Origin of the sequence: Achromobacter deleyi (assembly GCF_013116765.2) — a bacterium.
Classification (GTDB): Bacteria; Pseudomonadota; Gammaproteobacteria; order Burkholderiales; family Burkholderiaceae_B; genus Achromobacter; species Achromobacter deleyi_A.
The window spans coordinates 2,150,813-2,169,950 of record NZ_CP074375.1 but is presented as its reverse complement, the minus strand read 5'-3'; the positions used below and the strand labels follow the sequence as shown (position 1 = coordinate 2,169,950).

At 67.7% G+C, this 19,138-nt stretch carries 16 protein-coding genes; 7 read left to right on the top strand and 9 right to left on the bottom strand.

Annotated features, from left to right (window positions below; genetic code table 11):
* Window positions 1-20: 20 nt before the first annotated feature.
* The 4 genes from HLG70_RS09640 (at window position 21) to HLG70_RS09625 (ending at window position 4,622) form a co-directional block, all read left to right on the top strand.
* Entirely contained in the window at window positions 21-1,676 is a 1,656-nt protein-coding gene (locus HLG70_RS09640; protein WP_171662764.1) for an amidohydrolase, read from the top strand.
* A 1-nt stretch (window position 1,677) separates the two neighbouring features.
* Window positions 1,678-2,676 carry a CobW family GTP-binding protein gene (locus HLG70_RS09635; protein WP_171662765.1) on the top strand — a complete coding sequence of 333 codons (999 nt, stop codon included), beginning with the start codon at window positions 1,678-1,680 and terminating at the stop codon, window positions 2,674-2,676.
* 114 nt (window positions 2,677-2,790) lie between these two features.
* A complete protein-coding gene (locus HLG70_RS09630; RefSeq protein ID WP_171662766.1) occupies window positions 2,791-3,183 on the top strand; it encodes a nuclear transport factor 2 family protein in 393 nt (130 codons plus the stop codon).
* 35 nt (window positions 3,184-3,218) lie between these two features.
* Window positions 3,219-4,622 carry an NAD(P)/FAD-dependent oxidoreductase gene (locus tag HLG70_RS09625; protein ID WP_213697170.1) on the top strand — a complete coding sequence of 468 codons (1,404 nt, stop codon included), beginning with the start codon at window positions 3,219-3,221 and terminating at the stop codon, window positions 4,620-4,622.
* Here HLG70_RS09625 and HLG70_RS09620 read toward each other — a convergent pair.
* The 7 genes from HLG70_RS09620 to HLG70_RS09590 form a co-directional block, all read right to left on the bottom strand.
* Window positions 4,602-6,182 (bottom strand): PLP-dependent aminotransferase family protein, encoded by a 1,581-nt coding sequence (locus HLG70_RS09620; protein ID WP_171662768.1) that lies wholly within the window; start codon window positions 6,180-6,182, stop codon window positions 4,602-4,604. The genes HLG70_RS09625 and HLG70_RS09620 overlap by 21 nt on opposite strands.
* A gap of 129 nt (window positions 6,183-6,311) precedes the next feature.
* On the bottom strand, window positions 6,312-7,139 hold the full coding sequence (locus HLG70_RS09615; protein WP_171662769.1) for an ABC transporter permease subunit: 828 nt from the start codon (window positions 7,137-7,139) through the stop codon (window positions 6,312-6,314).
* The gene (locus HLG70_RS09610; protein ID WP_171662770.1) at window positions 7,132-7,965 is read right to left on the bottom strand and encodes a taurine ABC transporter ATP-binding protein; all 834 of its coding nucleotides are present in this window, start codon (window positions 7,963-7,965) and stop codon (window positions 7,132-7,134) included. Before HLG70_RS09610 ends, HLG70_RS09615 begins: the two co-directional genes overlap by 8 nt.
* 68 nt (window positions 7,966-8,033) lie before the next feature.
* Window positions 8,034-9,065: a taurine ABC transporter substrate-binding protein gene (gene tauA / locus HLG70_RS09605; protein ID WP_171662771.1), complete on the bottom strand. Its 1,032-nt coding sequence runs from the start codon at window positions 9,063-9,065 to the stop codon at window positions 8,034-8,036.
* A 214-nt stretch (window positions 9,066-9,279) separates the two neighbouring features.
* Window positions 9,280-9,825, bottom strand: coding sequence for a GTP cyclohydrolase I FolE (folE, locus tag HLG70_RS09600; RefSeq protein ID WP_213697169.1), 546 nt, complete (start codon window positions 9,823-9,825; stop codon window positions 9,280-9,282).
* Window positions 9,826-9,910: 85 nt separating this feature from the next.
* Window positions 9,911-10,567: a response regulator gene (locus HLG70_RS09595; RefSeq protein ID WP_171662772.1), complete on the bottom strand. Its 657-nt coding sequence runs from the start codon at window positions 10,565-10,567 to the stop codon at window positions 9,911-9,913.
* Window positions 10,564-11,985, bottom strand: a complete 1,422-nt coding sequence (locus HLG70_RS09590; protein WP_171662773.1) for a cache domain-containing protein — start codon at window positions 11,983-11,985, stop codon at window positions 10,564-10,566. Before HLG70_RS09590 ends, HLG70_RS09595 begins: the two co-directional genes overlap by 4 nt.
* 313 nt (window positions 11,986-12,298) lie before the next feature.
* Here HLG70_RS09590 and HLG70_RS09585 point away from each other — a divergent pair, with 313 nt between their 5' ends.
* Both HLG70_RS09585 and HLG70_RS09580 read left to right on the top strand, forming a co-directional pair.
* Entirely contained in the window at window positions 12,299-14,386 is a 2,088-nt protein-coding gene (locus HLG70_RS09585) for a carbon starvation CstA family protein (RefSeq protein WP_171662774.1), read from the top strand.
* Between the two features lie 21 nt (window positions 14,387-14,407).
* Complete coding sequence (locus HLG70_RS09580) at window positions 14,408-14,620, top strand: YbdD/YjiX family protein (protein WP_105238611.1); 213 nt, start codon at window positions 14,408-14,410, stop codon at window positions 14,618-14,620.
* Between the two features lie 1,055 nt (window positions 14,621-15,675).
* Here the strand turns inward: HLG70_RS09580 and HLG70_RS09575 are convergent.
* Window positions 15,676-16,848 carry an MFS transporter gene (locus tag HLG70_RS09575; RefSeq protein ID WP_171662775.1) on the bottom strand — a complete coding sequence of 391 codons (1,173 nt, stop codon included), beginning with the start codon at window positions 16,846-16,848 and terminating at the stop codon, window positions 15,676-15,678.
* A gap of 247 nt (window positions 16,849-17,095) precedes the next feature.
* On the opposite strand from HLG70_RS09575, the gene HLG70_RS09570 reads away from it, so the two are divergent.
* Window positions 17,096-17,647: a Dps family protein gene (locus HLG70_RS09570; RefSeq protein WP_171662776.1), complete on the top strand. Its 552-nt coding sequence runs from the start codon at window positions 17,096-17,098 to the stop codon at window positions 17,645-17,647.
* Window positions 17,648-17,691: 44 nt separating this feature from the next.
* Here HLG70_RS09570 and HLG70_RS09565 read toward each other — a convergent pair whose 3' ends face one another.
* Window positions 17,692-19,128 carry a 3-carboxy-cis,cis-muconate cycloisomerase gene (locus tag HLG70_RS09565; RefSeq protein WP_171662777.1) on the bottom strand — a complete coding sequence of 479 codons (1,437 nt, stop codon included), beginning with the start codon at window positions 19,126-19,128 and terminating at the stop codon, window positions 17,692-17,694.
* Window positions 19,129-19,138 lie beyond the last annotated feature (10 nt).

Here is a 19,138-nt window from a genome sequence, read left to right as displayed (position 1 = left end):
ACCCATCCAAGGAAAGCCTGATGAACCAGCCCGCAGCCCGCACCACCATCTACGCCGCACGCACGATCCTCACCATGAATCCCGCCCAGCCGCGGGCGACCCACGTCGCGGTGCGCGACGGCCGCATCCTGGGCGTGGGCAGCAGGGAGGAGCTGGCCGGCTGGGGCCCGGCCGAGGTCGACGAGCGCTATGCGGACCGGGTGCTGATGCCGGGACTGGTTGAAGGGCACTGCCATCTGCCCGAGGGCGGCATGTGGAAGTTCGTCTACGTGGGCTTTTACGACCGGCGCGGGCCCGACGGCCGGCTGTGGCCCGGCTTGAAGAGCTTTGAAGAGGTGGCTGGCAGACTACGCGATTCCGAACGGGCGCTGGCGGCGGGCGAGACGCTGATCGGCTGGGGCTTCGACCCCATCTTCTTCGGCGGCGACCGCATGACCATCCGGGACCTGGATGCGGTGTCGGCCGACAGGCCCGTGGTGGTGATGCATGCCAGCATGCACCTGATGAACGTGAATACGCCCATGCTGGCGCGCGCGGGCGTGGACCGGGACACCGATATCGAGGGCGTGAGCCGGTTTGAGGACGGGCGGCCAAGCGGGGAGCTCTGCGAATTCGCCGCCATGTTCCCGGTCTTGCGGCTGATCGGCAGTCCGTTCCGCACGGTGGGCATGACGGAAGAGGGCCTGCGGATGTTCGGCAAGGTGGCCCAATGGGCCGGGGTGACGACCGCCACGGACCTGGTCAATGAACTGGGCGACGAGGGGTTGGCGACGCTGGCGCGCGTGACGGCCGAGCCGGACTTCCCGGTCAGGATCGTGCCGGCGGCATCCGCCTTGACCTACGCCGGCGACCCGGCGCGCTGCCTGGAGAAGCTGGCGGCGGCCAGGCGGCTCAATCACGACAAGCTGCGCCTGGGCATGGTCAAGCTGGTGGTCGACGGGTCCATACAGGGATTCACCGCAAGAGTGCGCTGGCCGGGCTACTACAACGGCGCGCCCAACGGCATCTGGGTCATCGCGCCGGCCGAGCTCGACGCGATGGTGCAGGTCTATCACGACGCGGGCGCGCAGCTGCATATCCACACCAATGGCGACGAGGCCACGCAGCTGGCCATCGACGCGGTGGAGCGGGCGCTGCAACGCACCCCGCGCCGGGATCATCGCCACACGCTGCAGCATTGCCAGATGGCGGACGCCGCGCAGTTCCGGCGCATGGCCAGCCTGGGCATGTGCGTCAACCTGTTCGCCAACCACATCTTCTATTGGGGCGACGCTCACTACGCCCTGACCATGGGCCCCGACCGCGCCAACCGCATGGATGCCTGCGCCTCGGCCGCAAGCGCCGGGGTGCCGTTCGCCATCCATTCCGATGCGCCCATCACGCCGCTGGGACCCTTGTTCACGGCCTGGTGCGCGGTGAACCGGCAGACCTCGTCGGGTCGCGTGCTGGGGGAGTCCGAGCGCATCGGCGTCGACGCGGCGCTGCACGCCATCACCCTGGGCGCGGCCTATACGCTGTGCCTGGACCACCTGGTCGGTTCCATCGAAGTGGGCAAGCACGCGGACTTCTGCGTGCTGGAGGGCGACCCTACCGCTACGCCGGCGGAAAGCCTGAAGGACATCAAGGTGCTGGGCACCGTCATCGGCGGCCGTCCGCTGGCGCTTCAGGAAGCGTGAGATGGCGCGGATTCCCTTGACGGTGGTGGGCGGCTTCCTGGGTTCGGGCAAGACCACCTTGCTGAACCACGTGCTGGCGGCCAGCCCGCGCCGCGCGGCGGTGCTGGTCAACGATTTCGGGCCCGTCGATATCGACGCCGGCCTGATCGCGCAGCGCGCCGACGACGTGATCCGGCTGGCCAACGGCTGTGTCTGCTGCTCGATGGCCGGCGGCCTGGACGACGCGCTGGCGCGGGTGCTGGCGCTGGACCCGCTGCCCGAATGGATCGTCATCGAGGCCAGCGGCGTGTCGGATCCCGGCCGCATCGCGCAGGTGGGCCTGTCCGATCCCATGCTGCAACTGCAAGGCGTCATCGTGCTGGCGGACGCGGGGAACATCCGCGCGGCGGCCGCGGATCCCTTGCTGGCGGATACCGTGGAACGTCAGCTCAGGGCGGCGGACCTGCTGGTGCTGAACAAGACCGATCTGGCCTCGGCGGCGCAACTGGCGGCGCTGCGGGCCTGGCTGCATGAGGTGACGGGCGGCGCAGCCATCGTGGCCGCGCGCGAGTCGCGGGTGGATCTGCGCTATCTGACGGGCGAGGATGCGGTTCCGGCCGCCACCGCATGCGCGCACCATGCTTGCGGCCATCATTGCGCGCAGCCGGAAGAGACATCTCCCGCGCCCGACCCGCGGCATCCGTTCCAGAGCTGGCTGTGGCGCGCGCCCGCCTTGCTGGATGCCGACGAGTTCGCCCGCAGGCTCAGGCAATTGCCCCGCCAGCTGCTGCGCGCCAAGGGCTGGGTGCGCACGGACCGGCACGGCTGGGTGCTGGTGCAATGGGCCGGACGCCGCGTGCGCTTTGACGCAGAGGCGCGCCCTCCGGCGGACCTGGACGGGCCGTCGCTGGTGCTGATCGGCATGCGCGATGGCATCGCGATCGATGAGGTCTCGTCCTGGCTCGCGCCCGCCGCGGCGCAGGGCCCGCGCGAGACCTCGCTGCTCGTCAACGGGGCCTGAGGTCTGGTGCAAGCGATTCCCCGCGTCTGGTTCTAGACCCTGGCATTCCCCGCACGTACCTTGGGTGTTCAGCGTGGGCGCATCTCGCGCCCCGCCAGCAGAGGAGGGTAGGCAATGCACAAGACCGTCACCGTGGAGATGCTGGCCGAGTTCGCGGCCGCGTGGAACCGGCATGATATCGACGCCCTGATGTCTTTCATGAGCGAGGACTGCGTGTTCGAGACAGTGAGCGGGCCCGAGCAGTTCGGCAGCCGCCACGCGGGCCCCGAGGCGGTGCGCGCCGCGTTTGCCGCGGCCTGGAAGAACTTTCCCGATGCGCAGTGGGCCAACGGCCGGCATTGGGTTGCCGGCGACCGCGGGGTCTCCGAATCCACGTTCTCGGGCACCGCGGCGGATGGCTCTCGCATCGAGGCCGACATGGTGGACATCTTCACCTTCCAGGACGGCAAGATCCGCGTGAAGAACGCGTTTCGCAAGCAGCGCCCGCCCTTGCCGGCACGGGCCTAGCGCCCAGCAACCGGAACCGCAGCATGGATACCCAAATGTCCTTAGCCTCCCATCGTCCGGCTCCCGGGCCCGGCGCCGCCATCAGCGCATACAACCCGGCCTATGACCCGCTGGTGTCTCCGCCCGGCCAGGGCCAGGACTACGCGCCCACCTACTGGGTGGCGACGGCCGGCGCGCCGCCCGAAGACGACGGGCCGATCAACGGCGATATCGACGCCGATGTGGTGATCGTCGGCTCCGGCTTCACGGGCCTGTCGGCGGCGCTGGCGCTGGCGCGGGACTTCGGCGTGAAGGCGGTGGTGCTGGAGGCCAACCGCGCCGTGTGGGGATGCACCAGCCGCAACGGCGGCCAGGGGCAGAACGCATCCGGGCGCCTGTACCGTTCGCAGTGGATCGAGCGCTGGGGGCTGGACACGGCCAGGCGGCTGGATGCGGAGATCCGCGAGGGCTTCGAGTATTGGAAAAGCCTGGTGGCCCAGGTGGACTGCGACGCGCAGCCGGGCGGCCATCTGTACACGGCGCATCGCCAGAAGAAAATGGCCTTCCTGGAAAACGAGTCGCGCGTGATGCGCGAGGTCTTCGGCTACGACGCGAAGATGCTCAGCAAGGCGGAGCTGCGGGAACGCTATGTGGACGACCACGAAGCCGTGGGCGCGATGCATGAGCCGGACGGCGTGGGCGTGCATCCGCTGAAGCTGGCCTATGGCTATCTGCGGCAGGCGCGGGCGCTGGGCGTGCGCATCCATCCGGCCAGCCCGGTGCTGGGCTGGCGCGTGGACAATGGCGTGTACCGTCTGCAGACGCCAGGCGGCGTGGTGCGCGCGCGGCGCGTGGCGTTCGCCACGGGCGGCTACACCGCCCAGGGCGTGAACCGCCTGCTGGACAACCGGATCATGCCGGTGCTGTCGAACTCGATGGTGACCCGGGAGCTGTCGCCGGCCGAACGCGAGGCGGCGGGTTTGAAAAGCACGGTGTTCATCACCGATACGCGCACGCTGCGCTTTTACTACCGCCTGCTGCCCGATGGCCGCATGCAGATCGGCAGCCGCAGCGCGCTGCGCGGGGCGGATGCGGAACACCCGCGCCATCTGGCGCTCCTGCGCCAGGGGCTGGCGCGCAAATTCCCGTCGCTAAAGGATGTGGACGTGGCGTACTCCTGGTGGGGCTGGGTGGATGTCAGCCACGACATGATGCCGCGCGTGACGCAGCCGGACCCGGCGCAGCAGGTCTACTACGCCTTTGGCTATGGCGGCAACGGCGTGGCGTTCTCGGCCCATGCCGGCAGGCGGCTCGCGCAGCGGATGATGGGCAAGGACGGCATTTCCTGGGACCTGCCCATCTATGACTCGCCCTTGCCGGGGCACATGTTCGCGCCGTTCCGCAGGCTGGGCCAGGGCTTGCTGTACCGCTGGTACTACCTACGAGACGAACTGCTCTAGCGCGGGCAGGCCGGGGCGCTGCGGGGCGCTGTTTTCCTGGGCGGCGCGGCGCTGGCGTTCGACCACCTTGGCCAGTTTCGCGATGCCGGGCTCGATGTGCTCCGGACGGATCGACGTGAAGCCGACCCGCAGGAAGTTGCAGGGCGCGTCCGCGCCGTTCATGAAGAAGACGTCGCCCGGTTCGACGACCACGCCTTCGGCCAGCGCCGCCTCGGACAGCGCCGCGGCGTTGAGCCAGGGCGGGCCTTGCAGCCAGCACGACGACGAGCCGGTGATGGGAATCGCCTTGAAGTCGGGCAGGTGGCGCGCCAGCGCCTGGGTGAGCTCGTGGCCGCGCTTCTGGTAGGCCTGCGATTGGCGGCGCAGCAGCGAATGATGATGACCCAGCGAGATGAACAGCGAGAAGGCGCGCTGTATGTAGGCCGACGGATGGCGCAGCATCAGGCGGCGCAACGCGCGCAGCTCGCCCGTGAGTTCGCGCGGCGCGACGATATAGCCGATGCGCAGTCCCGGCGCGAAGGACTTGGCCAGGCTGCCCACGTAGATGACGCGGCCGTCGCGGTCCTGGCTTTTCAGCGCGGGAATCGCGCCTTCGCCCCAGCGGCTTTCGCTTTCGAAGTCGTCCTCGATGATCAGGGCGTCGGCCTGGCGGGCCAGCGCCAGCAGGCTGACGCGGCGCTCCATCGACAGCGTGACGGTGGTGGGGCACTGGTGGCCGGGCGTGACGAACACGTAGTCGCATCCCAGCAGTTGGGTGCCGGTGCGCAGACCTTGCTCGTCCACCGGCAGCGGCAGCAGGTGGCGGGTGCGGCTGGCGAAGATATTGCGCGCGTCGGGATAGCCGGGGTCTTCCATGCCGACGACGGTGTCGTCGTTGACCAGCAGGTCGGCCAGCAGGTAGAGCGCGTGCTGCGCGCCCACGGTGATGACGATCTCCTCGGCGTCGGCCCAGACGCCGCGGCGCGGCAGGACCTGGGTGCGGATCTGTTCGATCAGGGCCGGGTCGTCATGGGTGATGAGGTCGGGCGCCCAGCTGCGGATGTCCAGCACCGACAGCGCCTTGATGCAGCACTCGCGCCATTCGGCGGTGGGGAACAGGTCCTGGTCGAATTGTCCGTAGACGAAGGGGTAGGGCTGCTTCTGCCAGTCCCGCGGCTTGGTGATGTTGCGTTGCCGTGACGGCCGCAAGCGCAGCCGTTCGTCCCAGCGCACGCCGGCGTCGCCGGTGTCGCAGGCCGGGGCGGCCGCGTCGGCGGCCGGACCCGAATGGCCTTGCATGACGGTGTCGCTGACGAAGTGGCCGCTGCGTTCGCGCGACACCAGATAGCCTTCGCAGACCAGCTGCTGGTAGGCGAACACGACGGTGTTGCGGGCAATGCGGAGCTGGTCGGCCAGATAGCGGCTGGAGGGCACCGGCATGCCGGGCGGCAGGTGGCCGCTGAGGATGGCGGACACCAGCATCTGGCGCACGCGTCCCTGCAGGCTGAGGTTGGGCGCGCTTTCTCTTTCGAACAGGCGCTCCCACAACACAGGCTTGAGCATCGAGGCCTGGCTGGACATGACGGCTCCTTGTGACGGCGGCGCGGGCGGGCGCGGCGCGCAGCGCGCGGGCGCCGCCCGTTCCGGGTTCCATCATTCAGGATAGAGGAGCCGGATGGGCGAAGAAATGAGGGATTGCCCTGTCCGGGCTCAGACCCGTCCCTTCCACGGGATGGCGAACTGTTCCAGGTAGCGCACGAGCAGATCGAAGGCGAAGGCGAACACGCCGATCACGATGATGCCCATGATGACGGTGTCGCTGGCCAGGAACTGGGCGGCGTTCAGCACCATGAAGCCCAGGCCGCGATCGGCCGCCACCATCTCGGCGGCCACCAGCGTGGTCCAGCCCACGCCGATGCCGATGCGCATGCCGGTGAAGATCTCCGGCATGGCCGCCTTCAGGATGACGTGCCAGACAATCTGCCTGGGCGTGCCGCCCATGGCATAGGCCGCGTGGATCTGTTCGATGGACACCGAGCGCACGCCGGCGCGCGCGGCGATCGCCATGGGCGCGAAGATGGCCAGGTAGATCAGCAGGATCTTCGGGAATTCGCCGATGCCGAACCAGATGATGATGAGCGGCAGGTAGGCCAGCGGCGGCAGCGGGCGGTAGAACTCGATGGGCGGGTCGAAGATGCCGCGGGCATAGCGGTTCACGCCCATCAGGATGCCGACCGGGATGGCCGTGGCGCAGGCCAGGAAGAAGGCGCCGAACACGCGCGACAGGCTGGCCAGCGCATGCTCGGTCAGCGTCGAGTTGGCCACGCCCTCCGTCATGGCGAAGACGAACTTGTCGTACACCGCGATGGGCGAGGGCAGGAACAGCGGCCGCACCCAGCCGGCGCTGGTGGCCAGGAACCACAGCGCGATCAGCGCCAGGCTGGTGAGCAGGCTGATGTGGCCGCTGTAGCCCGCGCCCGGCGCCCCGTACACCTTGCCCGGCGCGGCCGGCTTGTGGCCGGACGGAGGCTTAGGCATGGAGGGCCTGCGGGGCAGCGGCGAGCTCGTCGCCGTAGATGATGCCAAGGACTTGCTCGCGCATGGCGATGAAGTCGGGGCTGGATTTGATGCCACGGCCATCGCGGGTCTCCAGGTAGCGCCGGTTGAACGCCGGCTCGAAGGTGTGCGTGATCCGGCCCGGGCGCGGCGACATGACGATCAGCCGCGAGCCGAGGAAAAGCGCTTCTTCCACGCTATGGGTAATGAAGAAGAACATCTTGTTGGTCTGCCGCCAGATGTCCAGCAGCAGTTCCTGGATGGTCTCGCGGGTCAGCGCGTCCAGGGCGGCCATGGGCTCGTCCATCAGCAGCATGGCGGGGTCGCAGGTCAGCGCGCGCGCGATGCCCACGCGCTGCTGCATGCCGCCCGAAAGCTGGTAGATCATGTGGCGGTGGAAGTCCTGCAGGCCCACCAGCTCAAGGTTGCGGCGGGCGCGGGCGCGGCGGGTCTCCTTGTCCACGCCTTGCAGCTTCAGGCCGAATTCCGTGTTCTCCAGCACGTTCAGCCAGGGCAGCAGCGCGTGCTTCTGGAACACGACGCCGCGGTCCGAGCCAGGGCCGACGATGGGCTTGCCGCCCAGCGTGATCTCGCCTTCGGTGGGCGACAGGAAGCCGGCCAGCAGGCTGAGCAAAGTGGTCTTGCCGCAGCCCGAGGCGCCCAGCGCGACGACGAATTCGCCGGGCTGGATGGTCAGGTTGACATCGTGCAGCGCGGTCACCGGGCCGCTGTCGTGCAGGCCGGGATAGGTGACGCTGACGTTTTCCGCGCGCAGGCACTGCGCGGCGGGCGTGGACTGCATGGTCATGCCGTTTCCCCCTGTTCTGTAGGGCGGCGCCCGCGGCGCCGGCTGGCGCCGCGCCGCGGCGGGCCGGGCTACTTGCCTGCCGCCGCCTTCGCGTACTGATCGGTGACGAAGGGGCTGTAGTCGTCCAGCGCCTTGTCGATCTGCTTCTGGTCCTTCAGGAACTTGGCGCTGGCCGCGAAGGCGCGCGCGGCCCCCGATTCCTTGCCGCCGCCCAGCCAGGTCTTGGAGATCTGTTCCTCCACGGTCGGAAACACCAGCAGGCCCAGGGCCTCGACGATGTCGTCCGGCTTGCCGCCGATGAGCTTCACGATGCCCTTGACCTGCGGGGAGTCCGCCGTCCACTTGGCGCCGTTGGCGCGGTAGTCGGCATAGGACTTGGCCAGCACGCCCGTGAAGGCGGCCATGAACTTGGGATTCTTCTGGGCCCAGGCCTTGTCGACCACGATGCCGTCGAAGGTGGGCACGCTGGCGGCGCCGATCTGCTCGGAGTCGGCGATGATCTTGCCGGTCTTGGCGATCTCGGTCAGCGCGGGCGGCCAGACGTAGGCGGCGTCGATGTCACCGCGCTGCCAGGCGGCCACGATCTGCGGCGGCTGCATGTTCAGGATGCGCACGTCGCGGGGCGGCACCTTCCAGACCTGTTCCAGCCCGACCAGCAGGTGGAAGTGCGAGGTGGACACGAACGGGGTGGCGATGCGCTTGCCTTTGAGGTCGGCGGTGCTGTTGATGCCCGATCCATTGCGCGCCACCAGCGCTTCGGACTTGCCGATGTTGTCCAGGATCCAGAACAGCTGCATGTTCACGCCGCGGGTGGCGGCCGAGGTGATGCCCGTGGACCCCAGCACTCCCACCGGCACGCTGCCGGAGGCCAGCGCGGTGGAGATGTCGCCGCCCGAGGTGAACTGGCGCCAGTCGACCTGGTATCCGGCCTCTTTCAGGGCTTTGTCGAAACTGCCGTCCGCGATGGCGGACAGGAATGGCCCGACGATGAGCTGATAGCCCACCACGAGTTTGGTCTGCGCGTAGGCCGGCGCGGCCAACAGCGCGGCGGCCAGGCCGGCCAGGGTGCAGCGGCGAATCAGGCGGTATATCGCGTTCATGGTGATCTCCGGGAGAGAACGGCCGCGCCCCGGCGCGACCGGCTTGCTGGTGCCAGTTTGCCCGGATGGGACCAGAACGCTAGGGCCAGATGTCCGGATCAGTAGGTACCAAAAGCGGCCGGGCCCGCCGGCCGCGCCGGCGGTGCCCGAACAGGCATCGTCGTCGCAGCGGGCGGGCCCGCGATATGCGCCAAAAGGAGGGCGCCGTGTCCTGCTAGCGGATGAGACTGAGGAATTCGGCCCGGGTGGACGGGTTTTCATGGAATTCGCCCAGCATCACGGACGTGACCATGGACGAGTTCTGCTTTTCGACGCCGCGCATCATCATGCACATGTGCTGCGCTTCAATGACGACGGCCACGCCGGCCGCGCCGGTGACGCTCTGGACGGCCTCGGCCACCTGGCGGCTGAGATTTTCCTGGATCTGCAGGCGGCGGGCGTACATCTCGACGATGCGGGCCACCTTGGACAGGCCCAGGACGCGACCGGCGGGCAGGTAGGCCACGTGCGCCTTACCGATGAAGGGCAGCATGTGGTGTTCGCACAGCGAGTACAGCTCGATGTTCTTGACCAGGACGATTTCCCGCGTGTCGGAGGTGAACAGCGCGCCGTTGACGATTTCGTCCAGATTCTGCGCGTAGCCGCGGCACAGGTGGCGCATGGCCTTGGCGGCGCGCGCCGGCGTGTCGGCCAGCCCTTCGCGGGACGGATCTTCCCCTAGTGCTTCGAGTATGGCGGTGTAGTGTTTTTCCAATGACATGGGGGACTCCTGGGGCTGCGCGCGCGCGATGGCGCGCCGTGGTGCATTTGTGACGCAAGTCTACCTCAGGCCGCAAGACGGACCTTCAGACGCCGCGGTTCTCGACGGCGTACTTGATGAGCTCGGCCTGCCCGTCGATGCCCAGTTTGCGTTTGATGTTCAGGCGGTGGGTTTCGACGGTGCGCACCGACAGCCCCAGCGCCTGGGCGATCTGCTTGTTGGCGTGGCCGTCGGCGATGTGGCGCAGCACGTCCCGCTCGCGCTGGGTGAGCAGGGTGGCCAGCGCGCTGGCCTGCGACAGCCGGACCGCCGCCGCCGCGCTGAAGTAGCTGCGGCCCGCCATGACGGCGTCGATGGCGGTGATGATTTCCTGGCCCGGCTCGTCCTTGAGCAGATAGCCGCGGGCGCCGGCCTTGACGGCCTGCACCATGTATTCGGGATTGTCGTGCATGGACAGCACCAGCACGGCGATCTGGGGATAGCGCTCATGCAGCAGCGCCGTCAGCTCCAGCCCGCCGACCCCAGGCATGTTCAGGTCGGTCAGCGCCAGGTGGGGCAGGGTGCCGCCCTGCGGATCCTCGGCCAGGCAGGCGGCCAGGAAGGCCAGGGCGGCGGCGGCGTTGCCGGCTTCCGCTACCACCCGCAGCCGCGGCACGGTTTCCAGGCGCAGGCGCAGGCCGTCGCGCACCAGCGGGTGATCGTCGATCAGCAGGAGTCGGATGGCGTCGGGCTTGTCGGTCATGCTTGGGGAGTCGCAAGTGGGGCGCCGATGGCCGGCAGCGGCAGCCAGGCCTGCAAGGTCGTGCCTTGGGCGGTGGAATGGAAGGTCAGGCTGCCTGACAGCGCGCTCATGCGTTCGCGCATGTTGCGCAGGCCGATGCCGCGGCGCGGGTCCTGCTGCACCTCGGCAAAGTCGAAGCCGCGGCCGTCGTCGGTGATGGTCAGGCGCAGGTCGCGCCCCGAATAGGCCAAGGTCAGGTCGGCGCGGGTGGCGCCGGCGTGGCGCAGGACGTTGGTCAGGGCCTCTTGCGTCACCCGGAACAGCGCGGTGGCGTAGGCGTCGGGCAGCTTCACCGGCTGTCCGGCGGTGCGCAGGCGCACGGCCAGCGGCGGCGCGCCGTCTTCACTGGGGATGGCGAACTCCCGCCCCAGGTGTTCCAGCGCGGCCGGCAGGCCCAGGTCGTCCAGCAGCGTGGGACGCAGGTTGTGCGAGATCCGCCGCACCTCGCCCACGGCGGTATTCAGGCGGTCCAGCGCGCCGCCCAGCGGCGTGTCGATGTGCGCCAGCGCGCGCGGGTCGGCCGGCTGCGATTGGCGCAGCCGCTCGCGCGCGGCCTCCAGCGACAGCTTGATGGACACCAGCACCTGGCTGATGCCGTCGTGCAGCTCGCGCGACAGCCGGGCGCGTTCGTCTTCCTGCGAGCGGACCAGTTGCTGGGCCATCAGGCGCAGCTTGGCGTCGGACTGGCGGTGGTCGCTGATATTCAGGGCCAGGCCGCAGGCGGCCACGCCCAGGATGGAAACGGCGGCAATGCCCGCCACCCACGCGAACATGTTGCGGATATTGGCCTGCGCGGCGGCGTCGATGCGCACCAGGGCCTGCTCCACGTCGTCCAGATAGATGCCGGTGCCCAGCATCCAGCCCCAGCGCTCCAGTTCCACCACGTAGCCGAGCTTCTCCACGGTCTGGTGCGTGGACGGCTTTTCCCACAGGTAGTGCACGACCTCGCCCTGCTGGCCGCTGCGGCGGGCGGCCGTCAGCAGGTTCTGGATGACGGTCTGACCCTTGGTGTCGCGCAGGTTCCAGAGATCCTGGCCGACCAGCTCGGGCTGCCGGGGATGCATGAGGTTCTTGCCGTGCAGGTCATAGACGAAGAAGTAGCCGTCGTGGCCGAACTCCATCTGCGCCAGCAAGTCCAGCGCGCGCTGGCGGGTGGCCTCGTCGTCGCCCGCCGCCTGCAGCGGCGCGATGGCGCTGTAGGCCAGGTTCACGTAATGGCGCAGTTCGCCTTCCTTGCTGGCCAGCCAGGCGCTTTCCACCACCTGCTTTTCGCGCTGGGCGAGCTGCAGGCCCTGCACGTAGACGGCCACCGTGATGGCGGCGACGGCCACCAGCAGGGGGACCGCCGCGAGCAGCAGGATCTTGAGGCGCAGCTTCATAAACGATTTGTATCAGTGCGGGCTGGAATTGCTGCGGCGCATCAGTCGTGGGCGCCGGATGGGAAGAGGGGAATTTATCGGGGATTTTACGGTTTTCACGGAAATTTGCTGCGGTGCATTGCGTAATAACACGTAGCCGGCTTGCGTAGTTCCGCGCTTGTTGCGGCAGAGGCGAACCGAAATACTTACGCCCGCGTCGACACGGCGCAGCGTGGACGCGTGCGTCCGCCACCCCACAACAATGAGTCTGCCTTCCGCGGGACGAAAAAAGCGTTTCACGCCAAAAGCATGGCGGGAGGCAAGAGGAGCACTTATGCATACCAGCAGTAAGGGACTGGGTCAGCACCTGGTCTGGCTGGCGGTTGCGGTACTGGGCGCGTTTGCGCTGGGCACCGTGGCGCTGGCCAGAGGGGAGACCATCAATGCGCTATGGGTGGTGATTGCCGCCGTCTGCGTATATTTGATCGCATACCGTTATTACAGCCGCTTCATCGCGCGCAAGGTGTTCCAGCTGGACCCGACGCGCATGACGCCGGCATGGAAGTACAACGACGGCCTGGACTACGTGCCCACCAACAAGCACGTGCTGTTTGGCCACCACTTCGCCGCCATCGCCGGCGCGGGTCCGCTGGTCGGGCCGGTGCTGGCCGCGCAGATGGGCTATCTGCCCGGCATGCTGTGGATCCTGGCCGGCGTGGTGTTCGCCGGCGCGGTGCAGGATTTCACGATCCTGTTCATCTCGACTCGCCGCGACGGCCGTTCGCTGGGCGACCTGGTGAAGTCCGAGCTGGGCAAGATCCCGGGCGTGATCGCGCTGTTCGGCGCCTTCATGATCATGGTGATCATCCTGGCCGTGCTGGCGCTGATCGTGGTCAAGGCGCTGACGCATTCGCCGTGGGGCACCTTCACGGTGGCCGCGACCATACCGATCGCGCTGTTCATGGGCGTGTACCTGCGCTACATCCGCCCGGGCAAGATCGGCGAGGTCTCGATCATCGGCTTCGTGGGCCTGATGGCGGCCATCACCTTCGGCCAGGACGTCGCCGCGCATCCGGTCATCGGCCCGATGTTCGACTTCGATGGCAAGGGGCTGACCTGGATCCTGATCATCTACGGCTTCATTGCCTCGGTGCTGCCCGTGTGGCTGCTGCTGGCTCCGCGCGATTACCTGTCGACCTTCCTGAAGATCGGCACGATCGTCGGCCTGGCGATCGGCATCGTGGTGGTGGCGCCCGAGCTGAAGATGCCCGCGCTGACGCAGTTCGTCGACGGCACCGGTCCGGTGTGGTCGGGCAATCTTTTCCCGTTCCTGTTCATCACGATCGCCTGCGGCGCGGTGTCGGGCTTCCATGCCCTGATCTCGTCGGGCACCACGCCCAAGCTGATCGAAAACGAAACCCAGGCGCGCTATATCGGTTACGGCGGCATGCTGATGGAGTCCTTCGTGGCCATCATGGCGCTGGTGGCGGCTTGCGTGATCGAGCCGGGCATCTATTACGCGATGAACAGCCCGGCGGCCGTGATCGGCACGACGCCGGACCAGGTGGCCCAGGTGGTGTCGAGCTGGGGCTTCGTGATCAGCCCGGCCGACCTGGTCCAGACGGCCAAGGATGTGGGCGAAAGCACCATCATCTCGCGTGCGGGCGGCGCGCCGACGCTGGCCGTCGGCATGGCGCACATCCTGCACCAGGTGATGGGCGGGCCGGGCATGATGGCCTTCTGGTATCACTTCGCGATTCTGTTCGAAGCGCTCTTCATCCTGACGGCGGTGGACGCGGGCACGCGCGCGGGCCGCTTCATGCTGCAGGATCTGCTGGGTACGTTCGCGCCGTCGCTCAAGCGCACGGATTCGCTGCCCGCCAACCTGATCGCGACCGGCCTGTGCGTGGCGGCGTGGGGCTACTTCCTCTATCAGGGCGTGGTGGATCCGCTGGGCGGCATCAATACCCTGTGGCCGCTGTTCGGTATCGCCAACCAGATGCTGGCCGCGATTGCGCTGACGCTGGGCACGGTGGTGCTGTTCAAGATGAAGCGCGACCGCTATGCGTGGGTGACGATTCTGCCGACGCTGTGGCTGCTGGCATGCACGCTGACGGCCGGCTGGCAGAAGCTGTTCCATGCGGATCCGCGCGTGAGCTTCCTGGCGCACGCCGACAAGTACAACGCGGCGATCGCCGAGGGCAAGGTGCTGGCGCCGGCCAAGTCGCTGGGCGAGATGTCGCGCGTGGTGATGAACGACTACATCAACGCCGGGCTGTGCGCGATCTTCATCTTCGTGGTGGTGAGCATCGTGGTGTTCGGGCTGAAGTCGGTTCAGCGCGCCCGCAACGAGAACCGGCCGACGGCCCGCGAAACGCCGTACGAGGTGCTGCCGGTGACGGCGGCGGCCGGTGCGGACTGATCGCCATCCAGGAGACGCCGTATGTTGTTCAGCAATATGACTTCGGCGGCCGGCGCCGCCGGCCGGTACCTGGGGCAGACGCTCCGGCTGATGGTCGGGGTGCCGGATTACGAGACGTATGTGGAGCACATGCGGCGTACGCATCCTGAGCAGGAGCCGATGAGCTATGAGGATTTCTTCCGGGAGCGTCAGGAGGCGCGATACGGGGGGAAGAAGCGGATCGGGTGCTGCTGAGTTCTTTTGGAAGGCCTTGCTGGTGCAAGGCCTTTTTTGTTTTTGGGGCGGTGATTGCTGGGGGGGCTGCGGGTCTGCGTGGGGCTACGGGGCTTCGTAGGTTCACGATTCTTCGTAGGTTCACGGTTCTTCGTAGGTCGCCCGGCGGCGCGGGCGGGGGGGCTGCGAGCGCCCGCCATTGCGGTCCGGAGCCTTCGCTCCGGACTACCCCCTCGTCATCTTCGTCCAGGCCTTCGGCCTTCCCTTCAGATTCCCTCGGGCGCATGGAGGTTGCTCGCAGCCCCCCCGCCCGCGCCGCCGGGCTACGAAGGTCTTGGTTTGTGGCGCTACAAGACCTGTGGTCGGGGTAGGGGATTTGCGGGGTCGCCAAATGCAGCCGCGCGGGCGGCTGCATTTGGCATATGGGCGTTGGGCCGTCGAGGCGGGGTGCGCTTGCGCGTATGTGGCGGGTGGTTTGCTGGTGGGGCCTCTCCGTTTGGGGGGGGGCGGTGATGGGCGGCGCGGCGACGAGCGGGTACAGCTTGACGACCTGTACGCGCCGCCCATCGGGCACTGGAGTTGAAATGACGATTAGTGGCGGATGCTTGCTGTTCATGCAGGGCAGACGCCGTCATCATCCCGACGCAAGACATCGCGTAAGCTCCCAGAGGCCGCCCGCGCGGCCGGCCGGGGGCGGGCCCCGCAAGATATTCCACCACCCCCCACCCGTGGCGAGAATCTCAAGAACCCCATCCGCCCCAGCGCCCGTGAGGATCCAACCATAAGAGCCCGGCGTGGCGTGGGCCTGGGGTGGGCGGGGCGTTAGATGCGCCCGACGGAATCCGAAGGCAGCCGCCGCAGGCGGCAACGAGGATGAGGACGGGGAAGTCCGGAGCGAAGGCTCCGGACCGCAATCGTAGCCCCGCCCACCCCAGGCCCGCGCCACGCCGGGCATCTTAAGAACGCATCACTCCCGAAACCCGCCACAGCCGCTCCGTTCTATCCGAACCTGAACGCGATATGCGTCGAATCACGTTTGTAGTAAAAGTTATCGCGAACGAGATAATTCACGGCCACTACCCCCGCCGCCGCAGCTTCTCCGAATACATCACCAACGGCACCGCGCCCACGGCGCACAGCGCCATTACCAGGAAGCCGCCGGGGGCGAAGCTGCGGTAGAGCGCGCCGCCCAGCTGGATGCTGGCGAACATGAAGACCCCGCCCGAGAGCAGGGCGTAGAGGGCGATGGCGGAGGTCTTGCAAGCGGCCGGGACGTGGCGGGTGATGTACCACATGATGGCCGCGTTGTTGCCGGCCAGGGTGAAGCACTGCAGCAGTTGCAGGACCGCGATCAGGGTCGGGTCGGTCGTGGCGGACAGCCCGGCCCAGCGGATGGCGGTCATGATGGCCGAGGTCAGGATCAGCCATTGGGCGCCCGTGCGGGCAAGGATCCGGGGCGCCAGGAAGAAGAACAGGACCTCGCTGCCCACGCCCACAACCCACAGCAGCGAAATCAGCGCCGTGGACAGGCCGCTGGCCGTCCAGTAGAGCGTGGAGTAGGAATACAGGAAGCCATTGCTGGCCTGCACCAGCGAGGCGGCGGCGATGCACAGGAGCAGGGGACGGTCGCGCAGAACTTCGCGCATGGGCAGGCGCACGCGTTCGGCGGGTGCTTCGTCGGCGGCGGGGCGGGCCGCCTGGGGCAGCAGGCGCACGCAGGCCAGGCAGGCGATGATCAGCAGGATCGACAGCCACATCACCCAATCGGTGTCGAAAGTCTTGATGAGGTAGCCGCCCGCGACAGTGACCGCGGCAAAGCCCAGCGAGCCGCAGGCGCGCATGACCGTGTAGGAGTTGCCCTGCCCGCGGCCGCTGGCGATGGCCATGCGGTCCATCAAGGGCAGCACCGCCGGGAACACGGCGTTCAGCAGCAGGGTGATGGCCAGCAGCCAGGCGGGCGCGTGGCTGAAGGGGTAGCAGATGAAGAGCACCAGCGACGCGGCCAGCGCGGAGGCGATCAGGGCGTGCGCGCGGCCGGTCTGGTCGGCGACGTGGGCGACGACCGGGGTGGACAGGATCTTGGGCAGGAACGAGGTGGCGACGATCAGCCCGATGAGGGCCGGGTCCAGGCCACGGCTGGCGAACCACAGGGGCAGGAAGGGGATACTGACGCCCTGCAGGCCGTAATACAGGAAGTAGAACCCGTGCAACGCGATGGCGCCTTGCCTGGCGTCGGGATTGCCGCGCATGGTGATGTGTGAATCAGGCTGGAACGAAGCGCCGTAGCATACTCCTTCCGGCGGGCGCGGTTTAACGGGCCGGGACAGGTTTGCGCTGAACGATGGATAGGACCGCCGCTGGATCGGGCGTTCAGCGAAATGCCAGCATGCGCGGCCCATTGGCAAAGCGCGCGTCCGGATTTACCCTAGGGTCTCGCGGCCCGATTCCGTTCGCGCCGCGCGTGTTTTTTCGATTCATTCCCAGGAGCTGCGATTCATGGCCAAGAAACTGAATGAGAAGACCACCAAAACGCTAAAAGAGCGGCGCAAGCTGCCGCTGGCGACGCCCACTGACCTGGCGGCCGCGGCCACCCGGGACATATCCGCGGTGCTGAACCAGACGCTGGCCGACGTCTTCGCGCTGTATCTGAAGACCAAGAATTTCCATTGGCACGTAAGCGGCCCGCACTTTCGCGATTACCACTTGCTGCTCGACGAACAGGGCGACCAGCTGTTCGCCATGACGGACCCCATTGCGGAACGCATCCGCAAGATCGGCGGCACCACGCTGCGCTCGATCGGGCATATCTCGCGGTCGCAGCGCATTTCGGACAACGACGCCGACTATGTGCAGCCGCTGGACATGCTGGCCGAGCTGCGCGAGGACAACAAAGTGCTGGCGGCCTCGCTGCGCGAGGCCCACAACGTGACCGACGAGCATCGCGATATCGCCACCTCCAGCCTGATCGAGAACTGGATCGACGAAACCGAACGGCGCACCTGGTTCCTGTTCGAGGCCAGCCGCCAGGGCGATTCGACCGGCCACTAGGCTTCGGACTGCGAAAAGCCGGGCTTTCGCACAGTGGTGCCGTATCAGAAGCGCCCGCGCCGTCCTGGCGCGGGCGGTGCCTTGATATTGTCAGCGGAGTGGTCCGGCGTGCTTCTCCACTGCTTCAATACCTCGTCGCAGATCGCCGCCGCCTGGCCGACATAGTGTGCCGGGTTGCGCAGGAACTCGATCTCCTCGTCGCTGAGCAGATCTTGCGTGGCAGGATTGCCCGCCAGAGCCTCCCGGATACAGACGGATAGCGCACAACCCCGGCGGACCGCCTCTCGCGAGGCCTCTTCAACCAGTTCATGCGCCTGCAAGCGGCCGACGCGTGCTCCCAGCGCCAGCGTATAGGCCTCGCCCAGAATCAGGCCGTTCGTGGCATCCAGGTTCTCCGCCATCCGCCGCGGATAGACCTCAAGTCCTTCCAGCATGCCGACCAGGTGGCGCAAGGCGCCACCCGTCAGGGCGGCAATTTGCGGCAGCACGTCCCATTCGGCCTGCCAGCCACCCAATGCACGTTCGTGTTCCTGAACCATCGCGGACAGCATGGTCGACACCAGGGGAGGCACGCGCGCCGCCGCTGCAAGAATGGCGGCGCACCCCACTGGGTTGCGCTTGTGCGGCATGGTGCTGGAGCCGCCGCGCCCGGGTCCGCCAGGCTCGGCAAGCTCTCCGATTTCGGTCTGCGCCATCAGGGAGATATCGCGGGCAATCTTCCCCAGCGTGCCCGTCAAGATGCCGAGGGTCGCCGAAAAATGGGCAAGACGGTCCCGATGCGCGTGCCAGGGCATGGCGGGCAGAGCCAGTCCGAGTTCGCGCGCAAATTCCCGTGCGACGGCGGGAGCTGCCGTGCCCAGGCTGGCCAGCGTGCCAGCGGCGCCGCCGAATTGCAGTTGCGCGATCCGGGTTCCGTCGCGGCGCAATTGCACGCGGCTGCGCTCCAATGCCTCCAGCCAGCCCGCGGTCTTGGCCCCGAACGTGGTGGGCAGCGCGTGTTGCAGCCAAGTGCGGCCGACCATGATCGTGTCGCGATGCGCGGCGGTAAGGCAAGCGCACGCCTTTGCCGCGGTCAGCAGATCCTGGTCCAGCTGGGCGGTCACCTGCCGGATCTGCAGTACCAGCGCGGTGTCCAGGATGTCCTGGCTGGTGGCGCCCCAATGCACATATCGCGCCGCCTCGGGATCGGCCTTGTGCACGGCGGCGGTCAGCTGCCTGACAAACGGGATGGCAATATTGCCGGCGGCGATTGAGGCCGACGCGATGCCGGCAAGGTCCAGAATGCTGTCAATGTCGGCGACGTGGCAGACGTCGTCAATGCAGCGCGCGGCGCTTGCGGGGATGAATGCGCACTGCGCCTGCGCACGCGCAAGCGCCGCCTCGACCTGGAGCATGCGCCGGATCGTTTCCGTGCCGGAAAACATCGCCATGATCTCGCGATCGGAATAGATCTGCTCTGTCAGTCCGGAAAGAACGGTCATGGCGGGTCCG